This window comes from Vibrio sp. Sgm 5 (assembly GCF_026241575.1).
Classification (GTDB): domain Bacteria; phylum Pseudomonadota; class Gammaproteobacteria; order Enterobacterales; family Vibrionaceae; genus Vibrio; species Vibrio jasicida.
Genome location: NZ_JAPHPY010000010.1, coordinates 96,903 through 121,602 on the forward strand (window position 1 = coordinate 96,903; position 24,700 = coordinate 121,602).

General features: G+C 44.4%; 23 protein-coding genes. 4 read left to right on the forward strand and 19 right to left on the reverse strand.

Translation table 11 applies throughout. The features are described 5' to 3' along the window. Nucleotides 1-24 precede the first annotated feature (24 nt). Nucleotides 25-1,932 carry a PTS fructose transporter subunit IIABC gene (locus OQJ86_RS08115; RefSeq protein ID WP_265987441.1) on the reverse strand — a complete coding sequence of 636 codons (1,908 nt, stop codon included), beginning with the start codon at nucleotides 1,930-1,932 and terminating at the stop codon, nucleotides 25-27. Between the two features lie 382 nt (nucleotides 1,933-2,314). Here OQJ86_RS08115 and OQJ86_RS08120 point away from each other — a divergent pair, with 382 nt between their 5' ends. After that, complete coding sequence (locus OQJ86_RS08120) at nucleotides 2,315-3,157, forward strand: helix-turn-helix transcriptional regulator (RefSeq protein ID WP_005451367.1); 843 nt, start codon at nucleotides 2,315-2,317, stop codon at nucleotides 3,155-3,157. An 8-nt stretch (nucleotides 3,158-3,165) separates the two neighbouring features. On the opposite strand, the gene OQJ86_RS08125 is transcribed toward OQJ86_RS08120, so the two are convergent. Together OQJ86_RS08125 and OQJ86_RS08130 are read right to left on the reverse strand one after the other, a co-directional pair. Further along, the gene (locus OQJ86_RS08125) at nucleotides 3,166-3,942 is read right to left on the reverse strand and encodes a PTS sugar transporter subunit IIA (protein WP_017819357.1); all 777 of its coding nucleotides are present in this window, start codon (nucleotides 3,940-3,942) and stop codon (nucleotides 3,166-3,168) included. 12 nt (nucleotides 3,943-3,954) lie between these two features. Then, nucleotides 3,955-4,254, reverse strand: coding sequence for a PTS fructose transporter subunit IIB (locus tag OQJ86_RS08130; RefSeq protein WP_005441202.1), 300 nt, complete (start codon nucleotides 4,252-4,254; stop codon nucleotides 3,955-3,957). Nucleotides 4,255-4,487: 233 nt separating this feature from the next. Between OQJ86_RS08130 and OQJ86_RS08135 the strand changes: the two genes are divergently transcribed. Further along, a complete protein-coding gene (locus OQJ86_RS08135) occupies nucleotides 4,488-6,359 on the forward strand; it encodes a fructose-specific PTS transporter subunit EIIC (RefSeq protein ID WP_265987443.1) in 1,872 nt (623 codons plus the stop codon). 325 nt (nucleotides 6,360-6,684) lie between these two features. Here OQJ86_RS08135 and OQJ86_RS08140 read toward each other — a convergent pair whose 3' ends face one another. After that, nucleotides 6,685-7,572 (reverse strand): LysR family transcriptional regulator, encoded by an 888-nt coding sequence (locus OQJ86_RS08140; RefSeq protein ID WP_038870417.1) that lies wholly within the window; start codon nucleotides 7,570-7,572, stop codon nucleotides 6,685-6,687. 101 nt (nucleotides 7,573-7,673) lie between these two features. Here OQJ86_RS08140 and OQJ86_RS08145 point away from each other — a divergent pair, with 101 nt between their 5' ends. Beyond that, nucleotides 7,674-8,042, forward strand: coding sequence for a DoxX family protein (locus OQJ86_RS08145; protein ID WP_038870419.1), 369 nt, complete (start codon nucleotides 7,674-7,676; stop codon nucleotides 8,040-8,042). A 117-nt stretch (nucleotides 8,043-8,159) separates the two neighbouring features. Then, nucleotides 8,160-9,038: an NAD(P)-dependent oxidoreductase gene (locus OQJ86_RS08150; protein WP_038870421.1), complete on the forward strand. Its 879-nt coding sequence runs from the start codon at nucleotides 8,160-8,162 to the stop codon at nucleotides 9,036-9,038. 195 nt (nucleotides 9,039-9,233) lie between these two features. Here the strand turns inward: OQJ86_RS08150 and OQJ86_RS08155 are convergent, their stop codons facing one another. The 15 genes from OQJ86_RS08155 to OQJ86_RS08225 all read right to left on the reverse strand — a co-directional run bounded on the left by OQJ86_RS08155 (nucleotide 9,234) and on the right by OQJ86_RS08225 (nucleotide 24,698). Then, nucleotides 9,234-10,670, reverse strand: a complete 1,437-nt coding sequence (locus tag OQJ86_RS08155) for a catalase (protein WP_038870422.1) — start codon at nucleotides 10,668-10,670, stop codon at nucleotides 9,234-9,236. Between the two features lie 294 nt (nucleotides 10,671-10,964). Further along, nucleotides 10,965-11,582 (reverse strand): glutathione S-transferase family protein, encoded by a 618-nt coding sequence (locus OQJ86_RS08160; RefSeq protein ID WP_038867181.1) that lies wholly within the window; start codon nucleotides 11,580-11,582, stop codon nucleotides 10,965-10,967. A gap of 14 nt (nucleotides 11,583-11,596) precedes the next feature. Beyond that, nucleotides 11,597-12,628 (reverse strand): NADP-dependent oxidoreductase, encoded by a 1,032-nt coding sequence (locus OQJ86_RS08165; protein WP_038867184.1) that lies wholly within the window; start codon nucleotides 12,626-12,628, stop codon nucleotides 11,597-11,599. A gap of 102 nt (nucleotides 12,629-12,730) precedes the next feature. Continuing rightward, nucleotides 12,731-13,318: a TetR/AcrR family transcriptional regulator gene (locus OQJ86_RS08170; protein ID WP_038867186.1), complete on the reverse strand. Its 588-nt coding sequence runs from the start codon at nucleotides 13,316-13,318 to the stop codon at nucleotides 12,731-12,733. 50 nt (nucleotides 13,319-13,368) lie between these two features. After that, entirely contained in the window at nucleotides 13,369-13,689 is a 321-nt protein-coding gene (gene yqfB / locus OQJ86_RS08175) for a N(4)-acetylcytidine aminohydrolase (RefSeq protein WP_038867188.1), read from the reverse strand. A 98-nt stretch (nucleotides 13,690-13,787) separates the two neighbouring features. Next, nucleotides 13,788-15,188, reverse strand: a complete 1,401-nt coding sequence (locus tag OQJ86_RS08180; RefSeq protein WP_265987444.1) for a serine hydrolase domain-containing protein — start codon at nucleotides 15,186-15,188, stop codon at nucleotides 13,788-13,790. A gap of 98 nt (nucleotides 15,189-15,286) precedes the next feature. Then, entirely contained in the window at nucleotides 15,287-15,676 is a 390-nt protein-coding gene (locus OQJ86_RS08185; RefSeq protein WP_038867193.1) for a VanZ family protein, read from the reverse strand. A 2-nt stretch (nucleotides 15,677-15,678) separates the two neighbouring features. After that, on the reverse strand, nucleotides 15,679-16,986 hold the full coding sequence (locus OQJ86_RS08190) for an oligosaccharide flippase family protein (protein ID WP_038867194.1): 1,308 nt from the start codon (nucleotides 16,984-16,986) through the stop codon (nucleotides 15,679-15,681). 8 nt (nucleotides 16,987-16,994) lie between these two features. Beyond that, nucleotides 16,995-18,026: a glycosyltransferase gene (locus OQJ86_RS08195; protein WP_038867196.1), complete on the reverse strand. Its 1,032-nt coding sequence runs from the start codon at nucleotides 18,024-18,026 to the stop codon at nucleotides 16,995-16,997. Further along, complete coding sequence (locus OQJ86_RS08200) at nucleotides 18,026-18,856, reverse strand: putative capsular polysaccharide synthesis family protein (RefSeq protein WP_038867197.1); 831 nt, start codon at nucleotides 18,854-18,856, stop codon at nucleotides 18,026-18,028. Before OQJ86_RS08200 ends, OQJ86_RS08195 begins: the two co-directional genes overlap by 1 nt. A 45-nt stretch (nucleotides 18,857-18,901) precedes the next feature. Next, nucleotides 18,902-20,161 carry an O-antigen ligase family protein gene (locus OQJ86_RS08205; RefSeq protein ID WP_038867198.1) on the reverse strand — a complete coding sequence of 420 codons (1,260 nt, stop codon included), beginning with the start codon at nucleotides 20,159-20,161 and terminating at the stop codon, nucleotides 18,902-18,904. Then, the gene (locus OQJ86_RS08210; protein ID WP_038867199.1) at nucleotides 20,127-21,179 is read right to left on the reverse strand and encodes a glycosyltransferase; all 1,053 of its coding nucleotides are present in this window, start codon (nucleotides 21,177-21,179) and stop codon (nucleotides 20,127-20,129) included. The genes OQJ86_RS08205 and OQJ86_RS08210 overlap by 35 nt, the downstream gene beginning before the upstream one ends. Nucleotides 21,180-21,181: 2 nt before the next feature. Next, on the reverse strand, nucleotides 21,182-21,991 hold the full coding sequence (locus tag OQJ86_RS08215) for a putative capsular polysaccharide synthesis family protein (protein ID WP_038867200.1): 810 nt from the start codon (nucleotides 21,989-21,991) through the stop codon (nucleotides 21,182-21,184). Then, on the reverse strand, nucleotides 21,969-24,164 hold the full coding sequence (locus tag OQJ86_RS08220) for a GumC family protein (protein WP_038867201.1): 2,196 nt from the start codon (nucleotides 24,162-24,164) through the stop codon (nucleotides 21,969-21,971). Before OQJ86_RS08220 ends, OQJ86_RS08215 begins: the two co-directional genes overlap by 23 nt. Further along, nucleotides 24,165-24,698 carry a polysaccharide biosynthesis/export family protein gene (locus tag OQJ86_RS08225; RefSeq protein ID WP_038867203.1) on the reverse strand — a complete coding sequence of 178 codons (534 nt, stop codon included), beginning with the start codon at nucleotides 24,696-24,698 and terminating at the stop codon, nucleotides 24,165-24,167. Nucleotides 24,699-24,700 lie beyond the last annotated feature (2 nt).

Genomic DNA, 24,700 nt, shown 5'->3' on the forward strand with positions numbered 1-24,700 from the left:
GGAGCCATTTGGGGGTAGGGGTGATTAAGCGGCTGCTTGCATCATTTTTGCTTTGCGAACTTTCTTCAGAGTTACACACGTTACTGCGGTAACCACTGCGCCAGCTGCCATACAAATCAGAGCAAGTACTGGGTGGTTCATCGCGCCAAGTAGAGCGACAACTGGACCGCCGTGAGCAACACTGTTGGTAATGCCGAATGAGAAAGCCATTACTGCCGCTACCATTGATCCAAGTACGTTTGCTGGAATCACTGACATTGGATCTTGCGCTGCGAACGGAATCGCACCTTCAGAGATACCAACCAGACCCATTGCACCTGCCGCTTTACCCGCTTCGGTTTCTGATTCTTCGAACAGGTCGAACTTACGACCAAGTGCCGTTGCCAGTGCCATGCCGAGAGGTGCAACTGGGATTGCACATGCCATCGCACCCATAAATTGAGTTTGACCACTTGCAATCATGCCCACAGAGAATAGGAACGCGACCTTGTTGAATGGACCACCCATATCGAAGCCAGCCATACCACCAAGTACGATACCCAGTAGAACGACGTTACCTGTACTCATGCTCGTTAGTAGCGCAGTCAGGCCGTCCATTAGGCTTGCGATTGGTGCACCGATAACGAAGATGAAAAGACCAGCGATGAACAACGAACCTGTGATTGGCGCAATCATGATTGGCACTAAAGGTTGAATGAATTTGTGGTAGTTAATCGACGTAATCCACTTCACGAAGTAACCCACAAGCAGACCAGCGATGATGGCACCGATAAAGCCTGTACCAGCGTCTGCGCCGTAGAAAGAACCGTTGTTTGCAATCCAACCACCGATCAAGCCAGGAGCCAGAGCAGGACGGTCAGCAATCGCGTAAGCAATGTAACCCGCTAGGATTGGGATCATTAGCGTAAAGGCAACCACACCTACGTTGAGGATTTGGTTCCACATGCTGCCTTCAGGAATTGCCATGCCCGCTTCACTTGGTTGACCACCGACTGCAAGAGCAAGTGCAATCAACAGACCACCCGTTACAACGAATGGGATCATGTGTGATACGCCGTTCATCAAGTAGCGGTAAAGGTCCGAGCGAGCCTGAGAGGCTTTGTTTGCAACAGAAGTTTGCGCATTGCTGCTTGCTTCTGCTTGGTATTCTGGAGCGCTTAACGCTTCGTTAATCAGACCTTGAGCATCGCGGATAGGGGCTTTTACGTTAGTTTTAACCACGCGTTTACCCGCAAAGCGGTTCATATCGACTTGTTTGTCACATGCCACGATGATTGCGTCTGCACGTTCGATTTCTTCTGCGGTTGGGCTGTTTTTCACACCGATTGAACCGTTCGTTTCAACCTTGATTTCGTAACCCATCGCCGCTGCACCTTTCTCTAGCGCTTCTGCCGCTAGGTAAGTGTGCGCAACGCCCGCAGGACAACCAGTAACACCAATGATGAAACCTTGGTTTGCTGGTGCGTCTGCCACTGCTTGCGGCTCTTCTTTAGCAAGTAGGAGAGCCAGTGCATCTTGGCTGTTTGCTGCACCTAAGAATGCATCAATGAAACCATCTTCAATCAGTTTTGAAGATAGCTCTGCCAGTACTTCGATATGGTGGTTATCGCCACCGTCTGGAGAAGCGATCATGAAGAACAGTTTTGAAGGCAAACCGTCTTCCGCGCCGTACTCGATACCCGATTTGCTTACGCCGATCACAACCGCTGGTTCAAGAACCGCTGCACTTTTTGCGTGTGGAATAGCTACGCCATCCTCAAATCCGGTGTTACCTAATTCTTCACGTGCTTTTATATCTGCAAGAAATTGCTCTTGGTCTGAAATACGACCTTGGGCGTGTAGAACTGCAACCAGTTCTTTAAATACGTCTTCTTTTGAAGTCGCTTGAAGATCAAGCTTAATCAAGTCTTCATTTATTAGTTTGGTGATCATTGTCGAACCCCTATAAATATAATTTTTATTTCAGGGGTATTTTGAAATTAACCAAGCGGAGACAGTAGTGAAGAAAAAATGCATTTACTGGACGATTGTAACCGCCCGACTAGAGTGTGATGTAGATCGTCTACTGGATAAACTTACTGCATATCTGTGACATTATGTGGAAGTCGATGAACCATAAGTGAAATGTGTTATTACTCCCATGTATATGGGTTTGAAGACTTTGTTGATGATTTTATAGACTGGATAATTGATGCGTTAACTGGATTTTTGTAACGTTAAAGTGGAAGTGTGATTTTGCTCAATAGCACAAAAATCCAGTAGGGTGTATATCTATAGGTATAGCATCATGGATGCGTGTTTAAGAGTACGTAAAATGATTTTTCATGATTTGATTTCATCAGTATTAAACGAGCGAGAACCATTCCATAATATATGGTTTGCTGGTGATTTTCATACACCACCTGAATTTAGCTATCAGGTTAACTTCCCTCGATTAGAATTGGTCTTGTCTGGTGAATATATTAATGAAATGGAAAGTCATGATCGCAAAGTGACGCATATCGTGGCGAAAACCGGTGATGCGATATTTATTCCGCCTAACTGTTGGAATAAACCTGACTGGGATACAGATTGCTCGGTATTAAGTATTCTCTTCGGTCGCCGTCAATTGGGTTTGAGTCTCGTATCCAAACGTAAAGGGGAAGCGAGCTTTTACGATATCCAAAAGCACAGTATTCAAACTCGTTCTGGATTTGCCATTGATAATATCTTGGAAGCGCTGAGTTCATTGGCTCGTGAGTGCAATAAAAAGCCAATGGATGAGCTGTTGCTACAAGCCTTGTTGCAATACGCTAAATCGATGTTAGATGCGCCTATTGAGACGCAGGCGCACAGCCGAGTGCAAGATCTGTATCAGGGCATTTGTATCTACATCCAAGAGAACTTTCACCGCCCAATCACGCGCGACAGTATTGCGTCGAGGTTCAGCATCTCTTCTAACCATTTGTCGCGTTTGTTCCGTCAGCAAGGTCACATGACGTTAGCCGATTACATTACGTGGGTTCGAGTAGATCGCGCGAAGTTTATGCTCAAGAAATACAACTTTAAGTTGAATGAGGTATCGGTGCGCTGTGGATTCAAAGATGTGAACTACTTCTGCCGAGTCTTTAAGAACCGCACGGGCAGAACGCCGACGGAATATCGCGGTTCAATCTAGAACAGACTCTAAGCAAGCAGTCTCGACATGGCATACATCAGAAGCGCCTGCAAGTCGACGCTGCTTTTTGTTAGCAGTAAACGCTCAGCCATTTGGTCGGTCAGCAGGTTACGGGTTAAGTTGGTTGCCGCAATGATGTGTTCGCGAGTCGGTTTCGCTGGCATTACTAATGCGATAGCAAGATGCACTTCACCCATTTTTGATGCCCAATCCATCGGAATCTCGTTAGCGATAACCGCAACAGAGATGTGGTCCACACCTTCGAACATGACATGTGGTAGAGCAATGCCCGGTGTTACTGCGGTTGAGGATCGTTCTTCGCGTTTGATAAAGGCGAGAATGAGTTCGTCTGGGTGAATCGGATGAATAAGTTGCGCTAGCCCTTTCAGGCACTCAAATTTGGTGAGTTCAGTGTGCGCTTTGGCGTAATGCCATTTAATTTCACAAGGCGGGCAGATTTGCGGAAGACGCTCAGCAAGTTGGCTTGAGAACTCGTAGTTGATGTGAGAACCCACAACGGTAAAGTTCTCAGCAATCATATCTTTGATAACGAAACAGGCAAGCTCGGCATCAATACCAATAGCCGTGATTTGACACAAGTCGCCTTGCTGCAAGCCAACTTGTAAAACCGCGATTGATTTAGTGAGCTCAGCAACGCGATTTTGGGTTATGTTGATGATGTGTAATGTGCTTTTGAACTTTTTGGCGACGCGATTAAGGGGCTGCGCTACGTGAGCACTGGCATTGATATCGTCGACAAAAAAGGTGATCTGGTATTCGTTCATCAGCACAGCGTATCATCGACAGTGTACAAGGAACACTTTATCGACATTAAGTAACACGTCTTCAATAGGGATTTGGACTTTGTTGGTGCCTTCAAAGCGAGCTGGTTGTTCAATCTCAATATCGGACACAATTAAGACACGATCCGCTTGTGCAATATCGTGGGGAGTGAGCTGATTCTCAATACCCATCGCGCCTTGCGTCTCAACCTTAATTTGTACGTTATGCTTAGGCGCAGCTTTCATTAGTGCATCTGCCGCCATATAAGTATGAGCGATGCCTGTAGGGCACGCTGTCACCGCTACGATCTTCATGTTCTATCCACTTTATTTTTTTGTGGATTTTAGCATAGTGACCGTCGGAAGGATGGATTTAAAGCAGATAATCGCAAGAGCTCTATCACAGTTTAAATCTCATGTTACATTAATCCAGTTAATGCACTTTTTGTCCTGTATTGGAAAGGACGAGTGTTGGTTACTCTGTACACAGTCATAGATGGAACAAATAACTCATGACTCTCGAGCGTGAACATTGCAAGGTACAAACAATGGACATATTAAACCTTATTGAGCCGGAAACCATTTGCTTGGATTTGCAGGCTCAAACCAAAGATGAAGCGCTCAAAGAGCTCGTCGAATTGTTGGACGCGGCGGGCAAGCTCACTAGCAAAAGTCAGTTCTTGGCGGACATTTGGAAACGAGAAGAGATTGACAATACCGGCTTTGACGAGGGTATTGCCATTCCTCACGCCAAAAGTAATGCGGTCGCTAAACCCGCAGTCGCAGTGGGCATCAGCCGAAAAGGGATTGATTACGGTGCCGATGACGGCGAACTGTCTGACGTATTTTTTATGCTGGCTTCTCCGGATGGGGATGACCATCACCACATCGAAGTCTTGGCACAAATTTCCACCAAAATCATTGAAGATGGTTTCGTTAACAAGTTAAAAGCGGCGGAGTCGGTGGAGGAAGCGCGCGAGCTACTTACTGATATTCAATCGAACACGAATGACTCTGGTATCGATCCTTTAGAGTTTGCATCTGAGCCACTCAGCCCTTGGGCGCAAAAGCTCGGCAGAATGAAAGAACACTTACTGTTTGGCACCTCTCATATGATTCCGTTTATTGTCGCGGGCGGCGTATTGCTGTCTCTGTCTGTGATGATTTCAGGTCATGGAGGTGTTCCGGAAGAGGGGATTCTGGCAGATATCGCTGAGATGGGGATAGCAGGCTTGACGCTGTTTACCGCGGTATTGGGTGGTTACATTGCCTATTCGATTGCGGATAAGCCGGGTCTGGCTCCGGGTATGATTGGCTCATGGATTGCGGTTAGTCACTACAACACCGGCTTCTTGGGCGCGATTGTGGTCGGTTTTTTCGCCGGCTTTGTGGTTTGGTTACTAAAGAAGATTCAGTTGCCGGACAGCATGAGTTCGCTTGGCTCGATCTTTATCTACCCCCTAGTTGGTACGTTTGTCACCTGTGGCGCAGTGATGTGGGTGATTGGTTCACCTATCGCCAGCGCAATGACGACCATGAACGATGTGCTCACAGGTATGGCGGGCTCTGGCAAAGTGATGTTGGGCACCGTACTAGGCGCAATGACTGCGTTTGACATGGGTGGCCCTATCAACAAAGTGGCGACTTTGTTTGCTCAGACTCAAGTGAATACTCAGCCGTGGCTAATGGGTGGTGTCGGTATTGCGATCTGTACTCCGCCTCTGGGCATGGCGTTAGCGACTTTCCTATCGCCAAGTAAATTTAAACGTGATGAACGTGAGGCGGGTAAAGCCGCGGGCATCATGGGCATGATTGGCATCAGTGAAGGGGCGATTCCGTTTGCTGCCGGTGACCCAGCTCGCGTACTGCCTGCGATTGTTGCTGGTGGTATCGTCGGTAACGTGATTGGGTTTATGTTCCATGTCATTAACCATGCACCGTGGGGCGGCTGGATTGTGCTGCCAGTTGTGGACGGCAAGATTGGCTACATAGTTGGCACAATCGCAGGCTCGTTTACCACAGCATTGATTGTCATTGCGCTTAAGAAGACGGTAACAGAAGACGACAGTCCGGTTGGTCAATCTCAAGCTTATACGTCTGTGCAAGGTGAGGGTGAGGCAGACATTCTTGCCGTGACATCTTGTCCATCAGGTGTGGCGCATACCTTCTTAGCGGCGAAGTCATTAGAGAAAGCCGCCTGTGCGTTAGGCATTAAGATCAAGGTTGAAACACAAGGGGCGAACGGCATCATTAACCGAATCACTGACAAAGATATCGACAAGGCGAGGTTTGTTATCTTCGCTCACGATGTAGCCATCAAAGAGCCGGAGCGATTTAGAAAAATGAAGGTGCTGGATGTCAGCACTAAAGACGCGATGCTCAATGCCGCAGCACTGTTGCAGGCGAAAAGAATCCCTTAAGTACATATCCCCAAGTAACCTCGATATGCATGGTTCAGCGAGAATGATTTGGTTTTCAGACGAGGCAACGATTTGAAGTTCTAGTGGTGCTAAATCAAAAATCGTTAACAAAGTATGCAAACCAAATCAACTCGCCCTTCGGGAGCTTGTCACTGAAGCGATTTCTTTGTCAAACACCTTGGAAATAGATCACTATTACGCTGCGATGTTTTCCTCGAACTCGAGTCAGTGACCAAGCTCTGAATACTGCATATTGAAGTCACTTGGGGATAATCCCACTAAGGCTATCTGCTAGTTAGCTCCATCATTTTTGATGGAGCTTTTTTTAGCCCTGAGAAAAGTGCTTAACCAAGAAATCAATAAAAGTGCGAATGCGCTGAGGTTGGTACTCACTATCTTTGTAAACCATGTACATTGGTAGCTTAACTGATTGATATTGCGTTAATACTTGAATTAACTCACCATTGTTAAGCTCTTGTTCTACCATCCATTTTGGCATTGCAGCGATGCCTTGCCCAAGCTTCGCCATTTGCACCAACATCTCAGGACTATCACTTCGAACCTGTTCTTTCACTTTGACTTTAATTGCTTCATCACCATCGCTGAAACGCCACAAGTTAGATGGATTAGAGAGTGAGTAGGTTAAACAAAGATGTTTGCTCAAATCGTTAGCGGTATGAATAGATTTGTTCTTGTCGAGGTAACTGGGAGACGCGAAGTAAACCAATTCGTTATCCATCAACCAACGCGCTTTTAAACCCGAGTCTTTTAGGTAGGCGGCACGAATCGCGATATCAACATTGCCTTCAACTAAATCGACAAACTTGTCTGAAACCGACACATCAACACTGAGCTCCGGATGTTGGTTGAGAAACTCATTCAGTGGCGCAGATAACAAGCGAACGCTAAACGCACTCGGCACTGAAAGCTTGAGCTCGCCAGAGACCGACGCTTGCTCTCGTCTAAGCTGCGACTCGAAGGAATCCATTTGTTCTGTGAGTGTCTGCGCCAGCTCGAGATATTGTTTTCCACCAGAAGTTAAGCTGATAGCGCGAGCATGACGATGAAACAAGGTGATACCGACTTCATTCTCAAGCCAAGCGATCTTCTTGCTCACCGCACTCTGAGTGGTATTGAGTTCGTTAGCCGCGGCAGTAAATGAACCTAACTGAGCGACACGAGAAAAGACTTTCAAACAATCAAATTTATCCATGACGCATTCCTATTTGGAATGATAAGTAGCTAAATACTACTCTCCTTAAGTTTTAAGTGGAATGCTTTAATACTTCCATCATTTGTTTGGGAGTTAAAATTATGGTGTTTATTCAAGGGTTGTTAATCGCGTTTTTCTTGTTTGCCAGTTCTATCAAAATCATTGGTTGGGTGAAGCCGATTTTTGAGCCTCAGCTCGCTTTCTTCCATAAATATGGATTGAACCGTGCCGCTATGTTTTTGGTTGGACTGGTTGAGGTGACGGGTGCAATTTTGATGTTAATTGGCTTGTTATCGGCGAACAACTTGTTAAGTGCGATAGGTGCAAGTTTTATTGTTTTCACCTCAGTTAGTGCGATGTTTTTCCATTTTCGTTTTGATACTTGGAAAGATGCGATTCCGTCTATTGTGACGCTTTTATTATCACTTTTGGTGGCTTCGCCTTTGATTGAGTTTGTTGCGCTTATTTAAGACGAAATTATTGCAAGTAATGTTCTGAAATCTTTAGTAACATGTTTCAAATATTAACTGTTTTAAATAGTAAATAGTTTCAAAACGTCACTTATTTCGAATTCAAGGAGGCTTGCAATGGAAAAACTAAGAGTAGCATTTATTGGTCTGGGTGTGATGGGATACCCAATGGCTGGTTACCTAAGTAAAGCGGGCTATGAAACCAAAGTATACAACCGCACAAAAGCGAAAGCCGACAAGTGGGCTGAAGAATACCAAGGTGTGGCTTGTGAAACACCACGAGAAGCGGCAGAAGGCTGTGACATCGTTTTTACCTGTGTGGGTAATGATGATGATGTTCGTAGCGTTGTTTACGGTGAAGAAGGCATTCTGGTTGGCTTGAAAGCGGATGCAGTGTTAGTGGACCACACGACGACTTCTGCAGACCTAGCGGTTGAGCTGGCTGAAGCGTGTGTTAAATACGGCAATCACTTCATTGATGCGCCAGTTTCTGGTGGTCAAGCGGGCGCAGAAAATGGTGTTCTAACCATCATGTGTGGTGGTGAACAAAACATTTTTGATCGTGTGTCTCCAGCGATGGATGTGTACGCGAAGCAGATGACGCTACTGGGTGAAAACGGTCAGGGTCAACGTTGTAAGATGGTAAACCAAATCTGTATTGGTGGTGTCTTGCAAGGTCTGAGTGAAGCTTTGCTGCTGGCACAAAAATCAGGCTTGGACATCGCTCAAGTTGTAGAAACGTTGAAGCATGGCGCTGCAGGTTCTTGGCAGATGGAAAACCGCGCAAATACCATGGCGGAAGACAAGTTCGATTTTGGCTTCGCTATTGATTGGATGCGCAAAGACTTGGGTTTCTGTCTACAAGAAGCAGAGCGAGTGGGTCTAGAACTTCCACTGACTAAGAAAGTGGATGAGCAGTATGCAGACCTTCAACGTGATGGTTTAGGTCGCATGGATACATCAGTACTGATCAAAGCGGTAGCTAAAAATCAGTAGTTGATGAATCAGTAATAGATAAACAGTTCTTTGGTATCAAAGAGCTTAAAGAAATCTAAGTTAATCATAATGAATCTCCTTGAGCATTGGTTGTGGCTAGTGATTAAGGATTAGTGATTTGAAATCAGGAGGTGCTGTTGGGCACCTCCTTTTTTATGTCTTTTAATCACACAGTGTGATGATTACCGCGTTCGCTTACTTGTTTAAGCCTAGCGCAATCTCAAGACCTTTGCCGTACGCTTCGTCCGCTTGGTATGCGTGTTGAACGTGGCGCTGTTGGATGAACTCTGGCACACCGTCCATTGCGCGAGCTGTGTTGTCGAACAGAGTTTGACGTTGCTCTTCACTCATCAGACGGAATAGGTCACCCGCTTGGCTGAAGTAGTCTTCGTCTATACGGTGATCGTAGTGATCAGCGTTGCCGTTGATGCGTAGAGGTGGCTCAGAGTAATCTGGTTGCTCTGCCCATTCTTGTTTGTAGTTTGGCTCGTAACCTAGTGTTGAACCAAAGTTGCCATCAACGCGCATTGCGCCATCGCGGTGGTAGCTGTGAACAGGGCAACGAGGTGCGTTCACTGGGATTTGATGATGGTTCACACCTAGACGGTAACGTTGAGCATCGCCGTAAGCGAATAAACGACCTTGTAGCATCTTATCTGGAGAGAAGCCGATACCAGGTACTACTGCTGCTGGGTTGAACGCTGATTGCTCAACTTCTGCGTAGAAGTTTTCTGGGTTACGGTTCAGTTCGAACTCACCAACTGGGATCAGCGGGTAATCTTTTTGAGACCATACACGTGTTAGGTCGAATGGGTTGAAGTTGACTTCATCCGCTTCTAGCTCAGGCATGATCTGTACGTACATCTTCCATTTAGGGAAGTCTTGACGCTCAATCGCTTCGTAAAGGTCACGGTGATGGCTTTCGCGGTCTTTACCTACGATTACTTCTGCTTCTTGGTCAGTTAGGTTTTTGATGCCTTGCTGAGTTTTGAAGTGGAATTTCACCCAGTAACGCTCGTTTTCTGCGTTGATGAAGCTGAATGTGTGGCTACCAAAACCATGCATATGACGGTAAGAAGCTGGGATACCACGGTCACTCATTACGATAGTCACTTGGTGGAATGCTTCTGGTAGTGATGTCCAGAAATCCCAGTTGTTTGTAGAGCTACGCATGTTAGTGCGAGGGTCGCGTTTTACTGCGTGGTTTAGGTCTGGGAATTTTAGTGGGTCACGTAGGAAGAATACTGGTGTGTTGTTACCAACCAAGTCCCAGTTACCTTCTTCAGTGTAGAATTTTAGTGCGAAACCACGGATATCGCGTTCTGCGTCTGCTGCACCGCGCTCACCAGCTACAGTAGTGAAGCGAGTGAATAGTTCTGTTTTTTTGCCGATGTCAGAGAAGATTTTAGCGCGAGTGTATTTTGTGATGTCGTGCGTTACTGTGAACGTACCGTAAGCACCAGAACCTTTTGCGTGCATACGACGCTCAGGGATCACTTCGCGGTCAAAGTGTGCCAATTTTTCAAGGAACCAAACGTCTTGTAATAGTTGAGGGCCACGAGGACCTGCAGTCATAACGTTTTGGTTATGTGCGACAGGGCAACCTGCTGCTGTAGTCAATTTCTTGCTCATTTGAATTTCCTTGCAATAGTGATAATAAATCTTGTCTTTTGGATGAATCCGAAAGTTATGCGAGGAGAATAACGCTGTAATTGAGAAGAAAAAAACTGTTATTAGCAATCAGTGTGATAGGTGTCACCTATGCTTTAAGTGGTTGTTAATTAATGGCTTTGTGTCAATTAACATTATTTGTCGTGTGGATTATAAATGGTATTCAGGCATGTTTAGTGTGAATGATTTCTGTCTATTTCAAAGATCCTTGAAATAGACAGAAATTCTCAACGGTTTGAGAAGGCCTCAACTCGATTAACCGAATTTCACTTCAAGTTCTTCTGCTTTAGTAAACGCAGGGTGAGTCGCGAGCTGTGCGCCATAACGTTGGATGTTTGGGAAGCGCTCAATGACGCCAAACTTGTTTAGGATATCGACGACAAAAGACATCATGAAATCCGCGCCTGTTAGCCGCTCTTCTACAAAGTAGGTTTTCCCTTCTAGGCTTTGATCAACGTAGCTCATGACTTTCATGGTTTCCGCATCGGCGTAGTCCGCAAGGAAATTGGTCTGTGCGCCATCTTTAGCTACAAACATCTTGAGCAGCAGGGGAACCATGGCTGAGCTCTCTGCAAAATGCAGCCATTGAATGTACTGTGTGTAAGCTTTGCTGCCACGCTCTGGTGCAAAACGTCCATCTGCATACTTTTCAATTAAGTATTCAGTGATAGCACCAGACTCTGTAACGATCTCGTCGCCATCTTCCAATACAGGTGACTTGCCGAGTGGGTGAATGCTCTTGAGCTCAGGTGGTGCAAGGAAGGTGACGCTGTCACGAAGGTAAGGCACGATCTCATAATCCACACCCAATTCTTCTAACAACCAAATGATGCGTTTTGAGCGAGACTGGTTTAGGTGATGCAGTTTAATCATAGAGGAATCCTTTCTTATATAGGTTGATTAGTTTGAATAACAAGCTTGCCGAAGTTTTTACCTTCCAGTAGACCGATGAATGCCTCTGGCGCGTTTTCTAAACCTTCTACTAGATGTTCGCGATAGTGGATTTTGCCTTCTGCTAGCCATTGGCTTACATCTTTGACAAAGTTTGTGTAGCTTTGCTCGTAGTGGTCAAAAATGATGAAGCCTTGCATCTTGATGCGTTTAACCAGAATGTTGCCCATCAGCATCGACATACGATCTGGACCTTCTGGTAATGCTGTCGCGTTGTATTGAGAAATCAAACCACAAAGTGGCACGCGAGCGCCGACATTTAGCAGAGGTAACACGGCATCAAAGACTTTACCGCCTACGTTTTCAAAGTAGACATCAATACCTTTGTCGCATGTTGCTGCTAGTTGCTCTGCAAAGTCATCTGCGGTGTGATCAAGGCATTCATCAAAGCCTAGGGTCTCTTTTGCGTACTGACACTTCTCTGCGCCGCCTGCGACACCGATTACACGACAACCTTTTAGCTTACCGATTTGACCAACCATAGAACCAACCGCACCAGTTGCAGCTGCGACAACTAGGGTATCGCCAGCTTTAGGCTGACCAATTTCCAATAAACCCACATAAGCGGTAAAGCCAGGCATACCAAGCACACCGAGGGCATAAGACGGATGTGTCGGCTCGCTGCCTAATTTAAACAGACCTTCGCCGTTAGATAGCGCGTAATCTTGCCAGCCTGTGTAAGCTACCACCCATTCGCCAGTGTGGAAGTCAGAGTTCTTCGATTCCACCACCTGACAAACGGTTCCGCCAACCATCACATCGTTTAGCTCTACAGGATCAGCGTAGGATTTGCCTTCATTCATACGGCCGCGCATATATGGGTCAAGAGACAGGTACACGCTACGTAAAAGCACTTCACCTTCACTCGGACTAGGGATGGCAGTTTGTTCTAAACGGAAGTTCTCTGGGACAGGTGAACCTTTTGGACGGTTAGCCAATACGATTTGACGGTTGAGCGTTTGGGTCATGGTAAGTTCCTATATTAATTATTAGACCAGTCGTCTAGTTTTGATTCCTAAAAAATCCGCCGTACTTTTTGGGTAAAGATAAGGCGGATTAAGTGTGGTTCGTTATTTGCCTTTTAGCATACTTTGAGTGCTCTCAAAGCTACGCATTAAACCGGAACGATCCTGATACAGTTTGTTGAGTAAGCTTGCGCCAATCCATTGATGGTAAATCAAGAGGGCGGTTTGTTCTGCTGACTCAACTTGGATTGAGCCGTCTTCAATGCCCGCTTGGACACAATCTTCGATGGCTTTCACCACTTGAGTCGCACCCGAAGCCAGTTTTACGCGCATTGCTTCTGAAAGATCAGAGACTTCAGCACTCAATTTCACGACCAAGCATTTGTTGGCGTTACATTGGCCATTTTCAATCGCCATCCAGCGTTCGAAATAGCTCAAAAGGCGGTCGCAACCAGAGCCTTCACTTTCAGTAAAGTGGGCTGTGATCATCTTAAGGTAGCGAGAGAAGTAATCTTCAATCAATGCCTCACCAAATTGCTCTTTCGACTTAAAGTAATGGTAGAAAGAGCCTTTCGGCACATCCGCTGCCTTTAAAAGTTCTGAGAGCCCAACGCTCGTAAAACCTTTGGTCACTACCAATTGGTAGCCGACATCGAGAATGTGTTGGCGTGTATCGTTCGTTTTTGCGTTCATGAGCAATACTATAAAAGCGATTAGACCAGTCGTCTAGTAAATTGTGGTTCTTACTTGATCAGTTCGTATTCAATCACATACAGCTCATCGATATTCGGATAGATCTCGCGAATAAGCTCTTTCAGTTTTGGCAGTTCAATCGCTTCTTGTTCTGCGTGGAACTCGTTGATGTCATCAAACTTCAGTGGTGCCACTGATAGGATTTTGATGTCACACACCTTGCGGTCTGTTTCTAGGGTGAACACTTCCACTTCAGTGTTTGGCACGTAGTGGCTTTCTGATTCATCACGAATCGTGATTGTCTTTTTACCCGCAGTGATAAGTGGTGTTAGGAATTCAAAGAAGGTGATTTTAGTTGGATGTGAAGGCATAACCGATGCTCATATTAATGTAATAGGGCGAGAGTATATCTCGCCCTCTAAGAAAAATATCCAAAAAAGTGCTAACCGAGGAAACCTGCGATGAGTCTCTATTTCGAGGAGCGCAACCGGTAGTAGGTCTCAGTATGATTGCCAATTTTCGCTTTAACGTTATTGGTCTTTCCCTGTTCATTTTTGACAGGGCTGAAGGTTAAAATGATGCCGAAAGCTTTGTTCTCGAACTCGTTTTCCGTCATTGGAATAAAAGTAAATGAAGGTTGACCTACCATCTGAGCTTTTAATGCTCCATCATCAATGAACACCTCTACTACCTTTTTGTAATCCAAGGCTTTGTATGTTCCAGTGAAGGCCTTAAGTTGCCCTTCATTCATTGTCATGTTTGGGCGGTCATAATCTGGCTGTTCAACCTTCTCGTCAAAGTATAAACCGATAATATTTCTCACAATGTCGTCATAAGTTTCATGAAGTCCGTTGATTGAGATGACTATCGCAACATCTTGTTTGGGGAAGTACAGCATTGACGAGCGATAACCTTCCAAGAGGCCATTGTGCCCATAGCGTTCCAGTTGCGAGTATTCAGGGCTGTAAATACCAAAATACTCCTTCAACATCATTTGCACTGCTTCTTTCGGGAGCAACTCACCTTGGAACAGTGCCCGAATAAACCGAGAAACATCGAGTGTTGTTGACGTAACGCTCGCCGCTGCACCTGTTACGGTTGGCGACCAGTGCGGTGTTATTGCCACCCATGCGTTGTTCCAGTAATAGAAAGACGTAATGTGAATATCGCACGCCTTGAGATCAAGGCAATACTGAGTGTGCGTTAAGTTCAATGGTTGCGTGATTTGAGCGCGGAGTACCTCGTCAAAGCTCTTTCCCGTCACTTTTTCAATGATATAGCCTAGCAAAAGGTAATTTGCGTTTGAGTATTCATATTGACTGCCTGGTGGAAAGTTAGAGGGTAGCGCTGCCAATCTCGCAATCATTTGTGCTTGCGTTTGAGGCTTTGTGTAGTAACTCAGAAAGTCGGGTTCATCAATAAAGTTCACCAACCCAGAGCGGTGTTGGAGCAAATCTCTGATGCTGATGTTCTCAGCGTTGCTAATCTCAGGAAAGAAGTCGTTCAGTTTGGTGTTCAAACTAAGCTTATTTGCTTCAATTAACTGCATCACCATGGTAGCCGTCATGGTTTTGGAGATAGATGCCACTTTGTATGGGCTTGAGCTGTCTGCAGGAACATAACCACGGCTGGCTAATAAACCAACTTTACGGTTTGAGTAACCAGTTTGTTTGTCCAACACCACGTTACCTTTATCCAAAATAGTGAAGCTGCCCATGGCTTTGTTGTATGTGAAGAGATCGTCGATATAACTGTTGATGACGGTGAGTTTGTCTTCCTGTGCTTGTACTTGTGTTAGGCACAAGAGCGCAGCAACTAAGGCAATAGCGGATTTGAATGCAATTCGAGAAAGTGTTCTTTTTAAAATCAAGGCGCTGTACAGAATGGAGAAAGGATAGAGAGAGTATAACGCCTGTGGAGGACAGGCGTGAAGTTTGTCATTTTAGAGTGATGAATAGGCCTAAAAAGCTAATGATTAGCAAAGAGCTTTATAAACTTGGCACAGAAATAGCCCAAGATAATACCTATCCAGTTAGTACTAAGATCTTCAAAACCGAATGAACGAGTGGCGATAAACAACTGGCTGAGCTCTTCTAACGATACAATGCAAAGCAATAATATAAGAAGGCGGATGCCAAACATGTCCGCTTTTGTTGCGCTTACCCATTTAGGGAAATTAAATACGGCGAGAAATCCGATTAAAAGACTGAACGTAAAGTGTAATGTACTGGAGCCGCCCACATAGCTCTCCAGTTCTTGATAAACGCTGTGGTCTATATCTGAGCTTTTCCAAAGTGATAAAGACACCGTCAACAACAGTACCGCAGCGAAACTTAGTCGAGCAATTGTATTGGTCATATTTACCCCACAGGAAAGAAGCCTAGATGACGTTTAACAAAATAAAGAGCCGCCAAGTTTTGAATGGCTAACCCTATCGCCATAGCCCATGCAGCCCCCAGAACGCCGTAACCGTTTGAAAGTAAAATCAGTAGCGCAATGGAAATAACACCAGAGACAATGGTGATGTATTTCATGGTCTTTTCATGGCCGCTCATTAACAGTAAGAAACCAACGGAACCCGTCGCGACATTAATCAATTGCCCCAGAGATAAGGCCAATAATAGAGGTGCAGCAGCAATAAACTCTTTACCAAACAGTTGCATGATGAATTCAGGGAATAACACACAAATGATGACGGGGAGAATCGCAGCCCCAATGTTTGCTCGACATGCAAGGCGGCTTAGATTGCGTAGTCGGTCCATTTTGCCCTCTTTGTAGAGTGAGGCAAACATAGGCGCAACAACAAAGTTGATGGTGACAAGAACAAAGCCAATCAACAATGAGGTTCTTTGTGCTGCTGCAAGTAAACCGAGATCTGACGTCGAAATAAAAAAGCCCGCAATGACGAGGCTTCCCCACTGAACGAGGTTAGTGAAAATACTGCCAACCCAAACTTGATTTGCTGAATAGGTAAGTTCCGGATTATGTTTGGTACTTCCGTGTTGGTATTCACCTGAGCGAAGCCATTTTAATGTTGAATGGATAGCGACTACGGTGGTAGCGACTAAAAACAACACCATTAGCACGTCGGTACTGATTGGATAAACGTCTTTGGCAAAGATAATCAAAGCCACCATTAGAAAGCTTACGCCAAGCTGCAATGCAATCAGAGAAGTAATGACTTTTCTTGATGCTTGTAGGACGCGACTGTTGGTTTGGCCAATAACGAGAAGAGGAATCGCAATAATGGCAAGCGCTAAAGAGAAATTCGAGGCTTGAGTCGTATTGAGTTGTTCAGGAAATGTTGTAAAGGCTAGATATAGCAAAGAACAAACGGCGACACAAAAGAGCAAGCTGCGGGCAAGTGCGATTCGGTAATTGTTACTCTGCTCGTGACGGTTTTGATTTTTAAATGCGATTGCGTTGAATTTTACTAACGAAATATTAAAACCGAGCTGAGCAATGATTGCGACTAATGAGACAAGGTTAAACAGATAAAAAAACTGACCCGATGTGGTCGTGTTTGAATATCTTGAAACCACGAGGGTCAACAAGAAAGCGAAGAAAGCGGCGAGGGCTTTCACTATCGCCGTTGCAGCACCAAGTGAGAAAAATTGCTTTTTGTCACTTGGCAAGTTTTGAAGTTTTTGATTAATCGATTGAAGCATAAAAAACCTTAGCTGTAGATACTGTTTAGCGCTAAGCGTTGCTTCTCTTCACTGAACGCTTCATTTAAACCGACCGTGTACTGGTTGAAGTCAATGTCATGGTAATGATTAATGCAGTGTGTCAGCTGCTTCGCCATGTCTTGAGGGGTTTGTGCTAAGAATGGATAATTAAGATCTTTAGTAGCACCGATTGATCGAATGACCATAGGTAGGTGTAATTTTGCCGCTTCCAAAATGGTCAAAGGCATGCCTTCCCAAGCAGCGGTATGCAGATACATATCTGAACTTTTTAGCAAGTTGACCACTTCATTTCGTGGAATCATTCCAGTGACCGTTATCCCTATCTCACGTAGTTGATCTTCGAGCTCAATATCACCACCACCAATCCAAGTGATGTCGAACTCTCGGTTTAGGTGGTTTGGTTCTAGGGAGGCGAGAGTTTCAATCAAAAACTGAGGGTCTTTTTGAGGTGCAACACGACCGAGCACAACAAGTTTTAGCTTGTCTTTTTGTGGGCTTCTAGCGCGTGTTTCACTGTTATAAGTGACGTAGTTATTCAGTAGTTCCGCACGTTTAGCTCCGATACTTACTGCGAGGTCGCATTCTCTTTGACTGCAACCTGCTACAACATCGATCTTATTGAGTGATATTTTTTCTAACGTTTTGTAGAGGTTGCGGGAAAAATTTGAAATATCTTCACGTTCAAATGCATAGCAATGTGGCGTGTAGACGAGACGAGAACGACCAAGTTTCAAGAATCGCCCGAGGAAGCCGGCTTTGCTTGAATGCAAATGAACAATGTCTGGCTTTAATTCAGCAATAAGCGCATTGGCGTCTTTCATAAACTGCCATAAGCCACCTTCAACCCACTTTGTTTGCTTGAATACGTGATTACTGGATTCATTAGTCATGTCGTTTGAGCGTGCACGAGCAAGTAAGGAGTGTTCGTAAGGCTCGGCGCGGGAGGAATGTACATAACTGTATAGCGCTGTTTGAACACCACCACCGAACGCTTCGGTAATATGTAGTACTTTTTTCATTATGACTTTGTCCCTGGTGTTTGCTTCCATTTATTTTTGAATGCTTCGCGCTCTTGCTCAGAGTAAACGTGGCGGTATAAAGGGAGGTCATACATATAGAAAAGCTTTGAGAAATCGTAACGTTCTTTAAAGTATTGGTGGATATTGGAGTACCATTTGTTTTTTGCTTCGTTGCTGTTTTTAAGCACGAATTTGTCAAGCTGAAGAAACTCACCGATTTCTTGGTCTAGAGAGCTAAGTTGCTCACATTTGATCAGAATGACACTCGCTTTCTCATTGTCGAATGTATAGAACGGTTTCGTGTTATCAATATCTTGACGTAAAACATCAATATTGAAATTGCGCTTCAGTTCGTTATCAAACCAGTTAGCAAAGTAGTTAAGATTGATGTAGTTATCGAAACAATGTTCGATGTGCTTATACGTAACATCCATATCTCGATGGATGGCATCATTTTTCTTCCCTTCAATAAATTGGAGGTGTAAGTCTTGGAAAAAACGAGAAAATACTGTCGCGATAGGATCTCGAACTAGCGTAACGATCTTAATATGTTCACGCTTTTGTAGAATGCGCTTACGCTTGTTGAGTACTAGGCGGTACATGGTGCGGTTCTTAAAATCAAAGAACTTACTTACGTCCTTTTTGTTGTGATACATGTGGAATTCTTCATGATCATCAAAAGTATGAATATGGTAACTCGGGATTTTTCGTTCACCTAACGTGTGTTCAATTGAGGACGAACCTACTTTGCCCATTTGATAAACCAACACAAAATTGTCTGCTTGAAGTTCTCGGTTTTTTTCAAATTGTCGAGAGATTGAATATTTCATTTATCCTATCCTTGATAACTTTAAATTCGTTGTTCCGCGGTGTGATTAGTTGTTGGTTATAGGCGGAATCGGTAATTCAGTTTGATCGTTATGATCAGGTTGTTTAAGAGGTTCTATCTGACGACTATAATGCCGTTTTTTGCTGATCATGACGGGTAGTAAAAGTATTAAAATGATGGTGGTATTCACCGCGACGAAAAAAACCATCACCAGAGCGTAAATAGAAAGCAATAAGCTTTTTCTGTTTACTTTCAATGTCTTGAAGCATTGCCTCATAAAGTGGAAGTAACCACCAAATAGTAAGACAATGCCGAGTAAGCCATACTCTATTGAAGTGTCGAGAATGAAATTGTGGGTATAAATAGCCAACTCGTCGTAGTTGAAATAATGAATCATATAATGAGGCAGCATCTTTGCTCCGACGCCCAAAATAGGATGCTCAAGTAAGATGTCGAGGCCGTTTGCCAACAGTAATTTACGGTGTAAATTGGAAACCCAGCGAGCCTCACTTTGGTTGGCGAACAGAATGTCCTCTTGGGTTATTTCAAGCTTATCCGCCAATTGTTCAAACCCAAAATAGAGTGCGGCGGATATCGTCGCTAAGATAATCAAAGTGCTAACGAGTAACACCATCCATGCATACGTTTCGTTGAGGGTTTGACGGATTAATCGTTTAACAAAAAGCTGGTCGATGAAGACTAACAAACAGAAACCTAGCAGTGCTTTCCTTTCTTGCGACATGAGCAGTAGAGCAAACGCAAGCAGCATTAAAACAGGAAAAGCTTTGATTCGTGCTCGATATAAATAGAGAAGGGAGCAAAGAACACCAAAAGCGTATTTACTGACGCCAAGAAGTTTAAAACCGCTGTGGTAACCTTGCGCAAAGTGCCACGCTGCGACGAGAGCGCAAATGATCAGCAAGCAATAGGTGAAGTACACCATCACTCGTTCATCGCTAAATACACCATAGGCGTATAACACCCCCAATAAACTGAGTATTGCAACCCATTGAACGGTCTCTGTGATTAAGGAGAAGATAGGTACGCGATTCAGCATGCCATTAACAAACACGTAGCCGGTAAACAACAGCAAGAATCCAATTTCAGGGTGGAACAACTTATGCGCTTTTCCTTCAAGGACAACCAGTGCAGCAAATCCCAGCGACAGCAAGCTCGCAATATCTGATGGTGCTAAAGTAACCCCTCCTAATCCAACCTTTATCGGCACGAAGAATAGAGCTAGGGTAATCGCAGCAAGCAGCGATACACGGTTACTTGCTGGTGCAGAGTTGCTGGTAAAGACCATAGTAACCATCTCGGAATTTATCGATTGTGTATAGCTTGGCACGATTCACGGAATATTCACTGGCGTGGTCGTAGAGTCCGGTCGTGTTGCATAGTTGAGCGATCTTTTCTGCTAACTGCTCTGACGCACCGACAGTGAACAAATATTCCTTGTTACCCATGACCTCATCCAGCCCGGGTACATCAGAAGAAAGTACAGGCAAACCTGCCGCCATCGCTTCGACCGCAGCAAGACCAAAGCCTTCAACATGTGATGACTGGACATAAACGTCCATATTAGAAAGAAAGGCGGGGATATCAGAAACTACGCCATGAAAATGAACACGCTCTACAATATTGAGTTGTTGGCACAACGACTCTAATTCATGTCGCTTTGCTCCATCGCCAGCAAGGTGTAGCTCATAATTGTGAGGCAATAGTGCAACAGAACGGATAAGCGTTTCATGATCCTTATGTTCATGCAGTCGGCCAACCATACCGATGTTAATCACGCTTTTCTGAGCAAGTTGGTTCTCAGTTTTCACCTTCATCGGGAAGCGTTCAAGGTCTACTCCGTTGTGAACCACACGATATTTGTGTTGATAATGAGGCATAAACTTAACCAACTCTTCTTGCACTTTTTCACTGATGCTGACAGTCAGGTCATGGCCTCTATAAAGGATGTATTCTAAGAATTTAAATAGTGGGTAGTCGCGACGACGATTGTAAGAGCAGTGTTCGGTTTGAATACGTTTTTTTCCAAACGCCAATAAAGCAAGGTAGATTGAGGGGTAAAGATGGCCGTGCACTAAATCTGGCCAACGCAATACCGACCACCTTTCTTTAAGGGAGAGTGCTTGCCAGTTGAAGCAAACGACTCCTTGTGCGGAAAGTTGATCCAAATAGTCGTTGTCATCGCATAATACTAGGACTTTGATTTCATACTCTGGCCCGTGTTCCATGACGAGATCGACGAGAAACTTTTGTGCACCACCATTCTTAGATAGGTCATTGATAATGTGTAGTATTTTTGTTGTCATGGTTAAGCCGTTAAGTATTTTTTCTTCAACGTTTCGATTTCTGGTGCGGTAAAGAAATGTTGTGTTAACTTGGAGGACAGCATTTCTTCGACGAATTCAGGTTTGGGTTGGTATGAGCTTTTAAACTCTTTAATCAACGGTGAATACCATTTATTGTCGGCCTGATTTTCATGCACAACTTCTACATCTTGTTGCAAAAACTCGCTGATCGCTTGTTGCGATTGATCCAGCTTGTCGATGCGAACCACCATGAGTGAAAAATTACGATTTTGATAAGTCTGGTAACCAAGTTGGTGATCAAATGGTTGAACAAAAACATCAATGCCTGTCAGTGCTTTGATTTCATTATCGAACCACTCAAGAGGATATTGGTGATTAACATGCTCTTCGAATGCTTCATGAAGTAACTGAGGACGCTCAGAGCGTACCGCGCTGTCATCTTTGAGGTACTTGTCTGCCATCCAAAACGGTAACGACTGAAAAAACATCGAGACGTTTCGTCCAACAGGTTCACGAACTAAGGAAATAATACGGACTTGTTCCTTACGTTTGAGCATATTGCACATGACAGCTCGTTTTAATGTGCGTTTAACAAGGTTAGTGACGGGCTTATGGAGTTGTGCCCGCACGGGTGAAATCTGCTTTCCTGCTTCAATTGACATCAAATCATGTAAATGAAGCGAGTTTGGAATGGATTTTTCTAGTGCGCTCGAACCTACTTTACCCATCTGATAAATAAGGATCGGTTTTTCTTGGCTTTTAAGAATCTGATACCACTGCATAGAATGATTAGTAGGCGTATTTTTGGACATAAAGCGCTTCTCCTTCCTTAGATTTCGCCTGAGTGATAAGAACACCAAGAGATGGTATCGAGTGTTGAATTTGTTTGGATAACGCTATGTTAACCAGTGATGCTTTAGTGGATTCTGAACGGATAACCGTGATCAGACCGTTAGCTTGTTGACCTAGGATTAAGGCGTCACTAACAGACAGCAATGGTGGCGTATCAATAATGATGCGATCGTATTTGTCCTTTAGATGGCTCAACAATTTATCGAAGCGGTCTGATGCCAGTAACTCCTGTGGGTTAGGTGGAATGATCCCTGCCGGCAGTACATCTAAATTCGCTTCTTCATTTCGTACAATGCAATCTCTCAAAGGGGCGTCCATAGTCAGGATGTTTGTGAGGCCAGGATTTGACTCTGGAATATTGAATCGTTTTGCTAGTGATGGTCTGCGCAAGTCACAATCAATAAGCAGTACTCTCTCCATCGTTGAAAAGGATACGGCCATATTGATGCTGGTGGATGTCTTACCCTCTTCTGGTATTGCAGAGGTGAAAGGCAGTACTTTCTGATTGGTATTCGTAAGCCTTAACAACAAGGATGTTCTTACCGAGCGGCAAGCTTCACTAAACAGTTTTTCATCTTGGTCTAAATAAGCCGAGTAGGTAACGCCTCCTTGTCTGAGGTTACGTTTTTTGACCTTTGGAATGGTACCAAGGCACGTGACGCCAAGTTTATCTTGAACATCAGATGAAGTTCGAATGACTTCGCGAAGTGTTTCTAAAAGAATCACAAGCGCGCAAGCAATTGCAAACCCGAAGAAAGTAGCGATTAGAACCAACTTCATGCGCTGTGGGGCGATAGGGAAGAGTGGCACAATAGCTGGGTCAGTAAATCGCGCAGTGACATTTTTGTAATCGCTTGTCGCGTTCGTTTCTTTTTCACGATTCAAAAACGCTTCGTAAAGATCTTTGTTGGATTCCACTTCTCGCTTGAGTTGCTCGTAACGTGCTTTTTGAGATCCAAGCATTTGGAAGTCTGACTTTTTACGATCCAATTCAGCTCGTAAAAGATCTTCTTGTGACTTTGCTGCGAGCAAGTCTTGCTGCTTACTAAAAGAAATTTCACGTATCAGTCGCTGCGTTCTTGCTTGGATAGATGTCAGCTGCGCCTGAGCTTGAATCATACGATCATGTTTCGGGCCGTAGCGTTGTGATAATTCCGATACGCTTTTCGCCGCTTGTGCTTCAGATAGTTTTAAATCGCGTATTTGCGCTTGGTTGGCAAACTCATCAATAGATAACAAGCTATCCAAATCCTGTGAGGACTTTCGCTTAAGGAGCTCAATTAATGTTTGTGCTTCTATTCGGTTGTTGACAGCAGTGTTGAGTTTTCGGTTGAGTTCTTCCAGTTCGTTAGCATAGATGTCATCGATGCCATTAATGTCGATTAGCCCTTCTTGCATCAAGAATTCTTGCAGAGCCTGCTCTGAGGTTCTAAGGCGTTCTTCTAACTTCTGCGAGTTATTGGTTAACCATGTTGCCGCATTTTGCGTGACAACCAGTTTAGCTTCGAAATTTGCATCTATGTAAGCCTGACCGACAGCGTTTGCAACGGTGGTTGCAAGTTGAGGGTCGGTGGAGCGAAAACGAATCTTCACCAATTGGGTATTGCGAACAGGCTCAATCTCAAGCTTTCTTTTAAAAGTTTGTAGCGCTTGATAGTACGGTTTGCTGTGTTGGGATGTTTCCTTGGGGTTTGGTGCGACGTGCAGTAAATCCTGTACAAAAGGAATCGCTTTTATTTCATCAATTTTCTGCTTGATACCGCTAGCACTGGTGAATTCTGGGTGCTTAGTTAGGTTGAGTTGAGTGATGACTTTATCGGCGATGTGGTTGGATTTCAGTATCGCGATTTGAGTTTGGAAGTACTCTTTCTTTGTGGTATCAACCCCATACACTTCTTCGATCGAGAGGGCGCTTTTTTGCTCTTCTTGGATGAGTAGGGTTGCCGTTGCTTGGTATACCGACTTCTTTGAATAGATATACCAAGTGCAGGTGAGAGAAAAGATAATGGTAAAAGCAAGAATACTTAACCAGTTCTTTTTCAGGGTTCTGAAGTGGTGCCCGAACCGAATTAGCTCAACGTGATTCGAAGGGATATGATTTGCTTGAGTTCCGTTCATTGAATTGCCTGTCATTTAGAAGAAGCTCTGATCGATAAATACAATGTCACCAGGTTCAACAGAACGTTGCATGCTGACACTTTCCACGGTTTTACCCGTATTGTGTTGAGTAAGGTTGATGCCTTTACGGGAGGCTCTATCCGTTAACCCACCTGCGAGAGCTATCGCTTTTTCGATGGTCAATCCTGGTTGATATTCAAAGCCCCCAGGTTTTCTCACTTCACCGTTGACATAAAACAATCGGAAACTGTTGATGGTGACCATCACCTTTGGATTAATGAGGTAATCTCCCTTTAACCCAGTCTCGATTTCATACTTCAGTTGTTTTGGTGTTTTGTTGATTGCTTTAATACGCCCAAGGTATGGGTAATCAAAGTAGCCATCTGACGTGATAAGGATATTTTTAATGGTGAGGTCTTCTTCGCCATACACTTGGACTGAAATCGTGTCGCCAGTATCTAATTGGTAATCCTGTTCGTTAGCAGCCGAAAACGTCGGAGCACTGAACAAGGTGAGTACGAAACTCAACAAAGTGGTTAAAAGTTTCATTA

Bases quoted from the DNA above. Each gene is read 5' to 3' on its own strand.
- OQJ86_RS08115 (WP_265987441.1), bottom strand. From the start codon at position 1,932: ATGATCACCAAACTAATAAATGAAGACTTGATTAAGCTTGATCTTCAA.
- OQJ86_RS08120 (WP_005451367.1), top strand. From the start codon at position 2,315: ATGATTTTTCATGATTTGATTTCATCAGTATTAAACGAGCGAGAACCA.
- OQJ86_RS08125 (WP_017819357.1), bottom strand. From the start codon at position 3,942: ATGAACGAATACCAGATCACCTTTTTTGTCGACGATATCAATGCCAGT.
- OQJ86_RS08130 (WP_005441202.1), bottom strand. From the start codon at position 4,254: ATGAAGATCGTAGCGGTGACAGCGTGCCCTACAGGCATCGCTCATACT.
- OQJ86_RS08135 (WP_265987443.1), top strand. From the start codon at position 4,488: ATGGACATATTAAACCTTATTGAGCCGGAAACCATTTGCTTGGATTTG.
- OQJ86_RS08140 (WP_038870417.1), bottom strand. From the start codon at position 7,572: ATGGATAAATTTGATTGTTTGAAAGTCTTTTCTCGTGTCGCTCAGTTA.
- OQJ86_RS08145 (WP_038870419.1), top strand. From the start codon at position 7,674: ATGGTGTTTATTCAAGGGTTGTTAATCGCGTTTTTCTTGTTTGCCAGT.
- OQJ86_RS08150 (WP_038870421.1), top strand. From the start codon at position 8,160: ATGGAAAAACTAAGAGTAGCATTTATTGGTCTGGGTGTGATGGGATAC.
- OQJ86_RS08155 (WP_038870422.1), bottom strand. From the start codon at position 10,670: ATGAGCAAGAAATTGACTACAGCAGCAGGTTGCCCTGTCGCACATAAC.
- OQJ86_RS08160 (WP_038867181.1), bottom strand. From the start codon at position 11,582: ATGATTAAACTGCATCACCTAAACCAGTCTCGCTCAAAACGCATCATT.
- OQJ86_RS08165 (WP_038867184.1), bottom strand. From the start codon at position 12,628: ATGACCCAAACGCTCAACCGTCAAATCGTATTGGCTAACCGTCCAAAA.
- OQJ86_RS08170 (WP_038867186.1), bottom strand. From the start codon at position 13,318: ATGAACGCAAAAACGAACGATACACGCCAACACATTCTCGATGTCGGC.
- yqfB (WP_038867188.1), bottom strand. From the start codon at position 13,689: ATGCCTTCACATCCAACTAAAATCACCTTCTTTGAATTCCTAACACCA.
- OQJ86_RS08185 (WP_038867193.1), bottom strand. From the start codon at position 15,676: ATGACCAATACAATTGCTCGACTAAGTTTCGCTGCGGTACTGTTGTTG.
- OQJ86_RS08190 (WP_038867194.1), bottom strand. From the start codon at position 16,986: ATGCTTCAATCGATTAATCAAAAACTTCAAAACTTGCCAAGTGACAAA.
- OQJ86_RS08195 (WP_038867196.1), bottom strand. From the start codon at position 18,026: ATGAAAAAAGTACTACATATTACCGAAGCGTTCGGTGGTGGTGTTCAA.
- OQJ86_RS08200 (WP_038867197.1), bottom strand. From the start codon at position 18,856: ATGAAATATTCAATCTCTCGACAATTTGAAAAAAACCGAGAACTTCAA.
- OQJ86_RS08205 (WP_038867198.1), bottom strand. From the start codon at position 20,161: ATGGTCTTTACCAGCAACTCTGCACCAGCAAGTAACCGTGTATCGCTG.
- OQJ86_RS08210 (WP_038867199.1), bottom strand. From the start codon at position 21,179: ATGACAACAAAAATACTACACATTATCAATGACCTATCTAAGAATGGT.
- OQJ86_RS08215 (WP_038867200.1), bottom strand. From the start codon at position 21,991: ATGTCCAAAAATACGCCTACTAATCATTCTATGCAGTGGTATCAGATT.
- OQJ86_RS08220 (WP_038867201.1), bottom strand. From the start codon at position 24,164: ATGACAGGCAATTCAATGAACGGAACTCAAGCAAATCATATCCCTTCG.
- OQJ86_RS08225 (WP_038867203.1), bottom strand. From the start codon at position 24,698: ATGAAACTTTTAACCACTTTGTTGAGTTTCGTACTCACCTTGTTCAGT.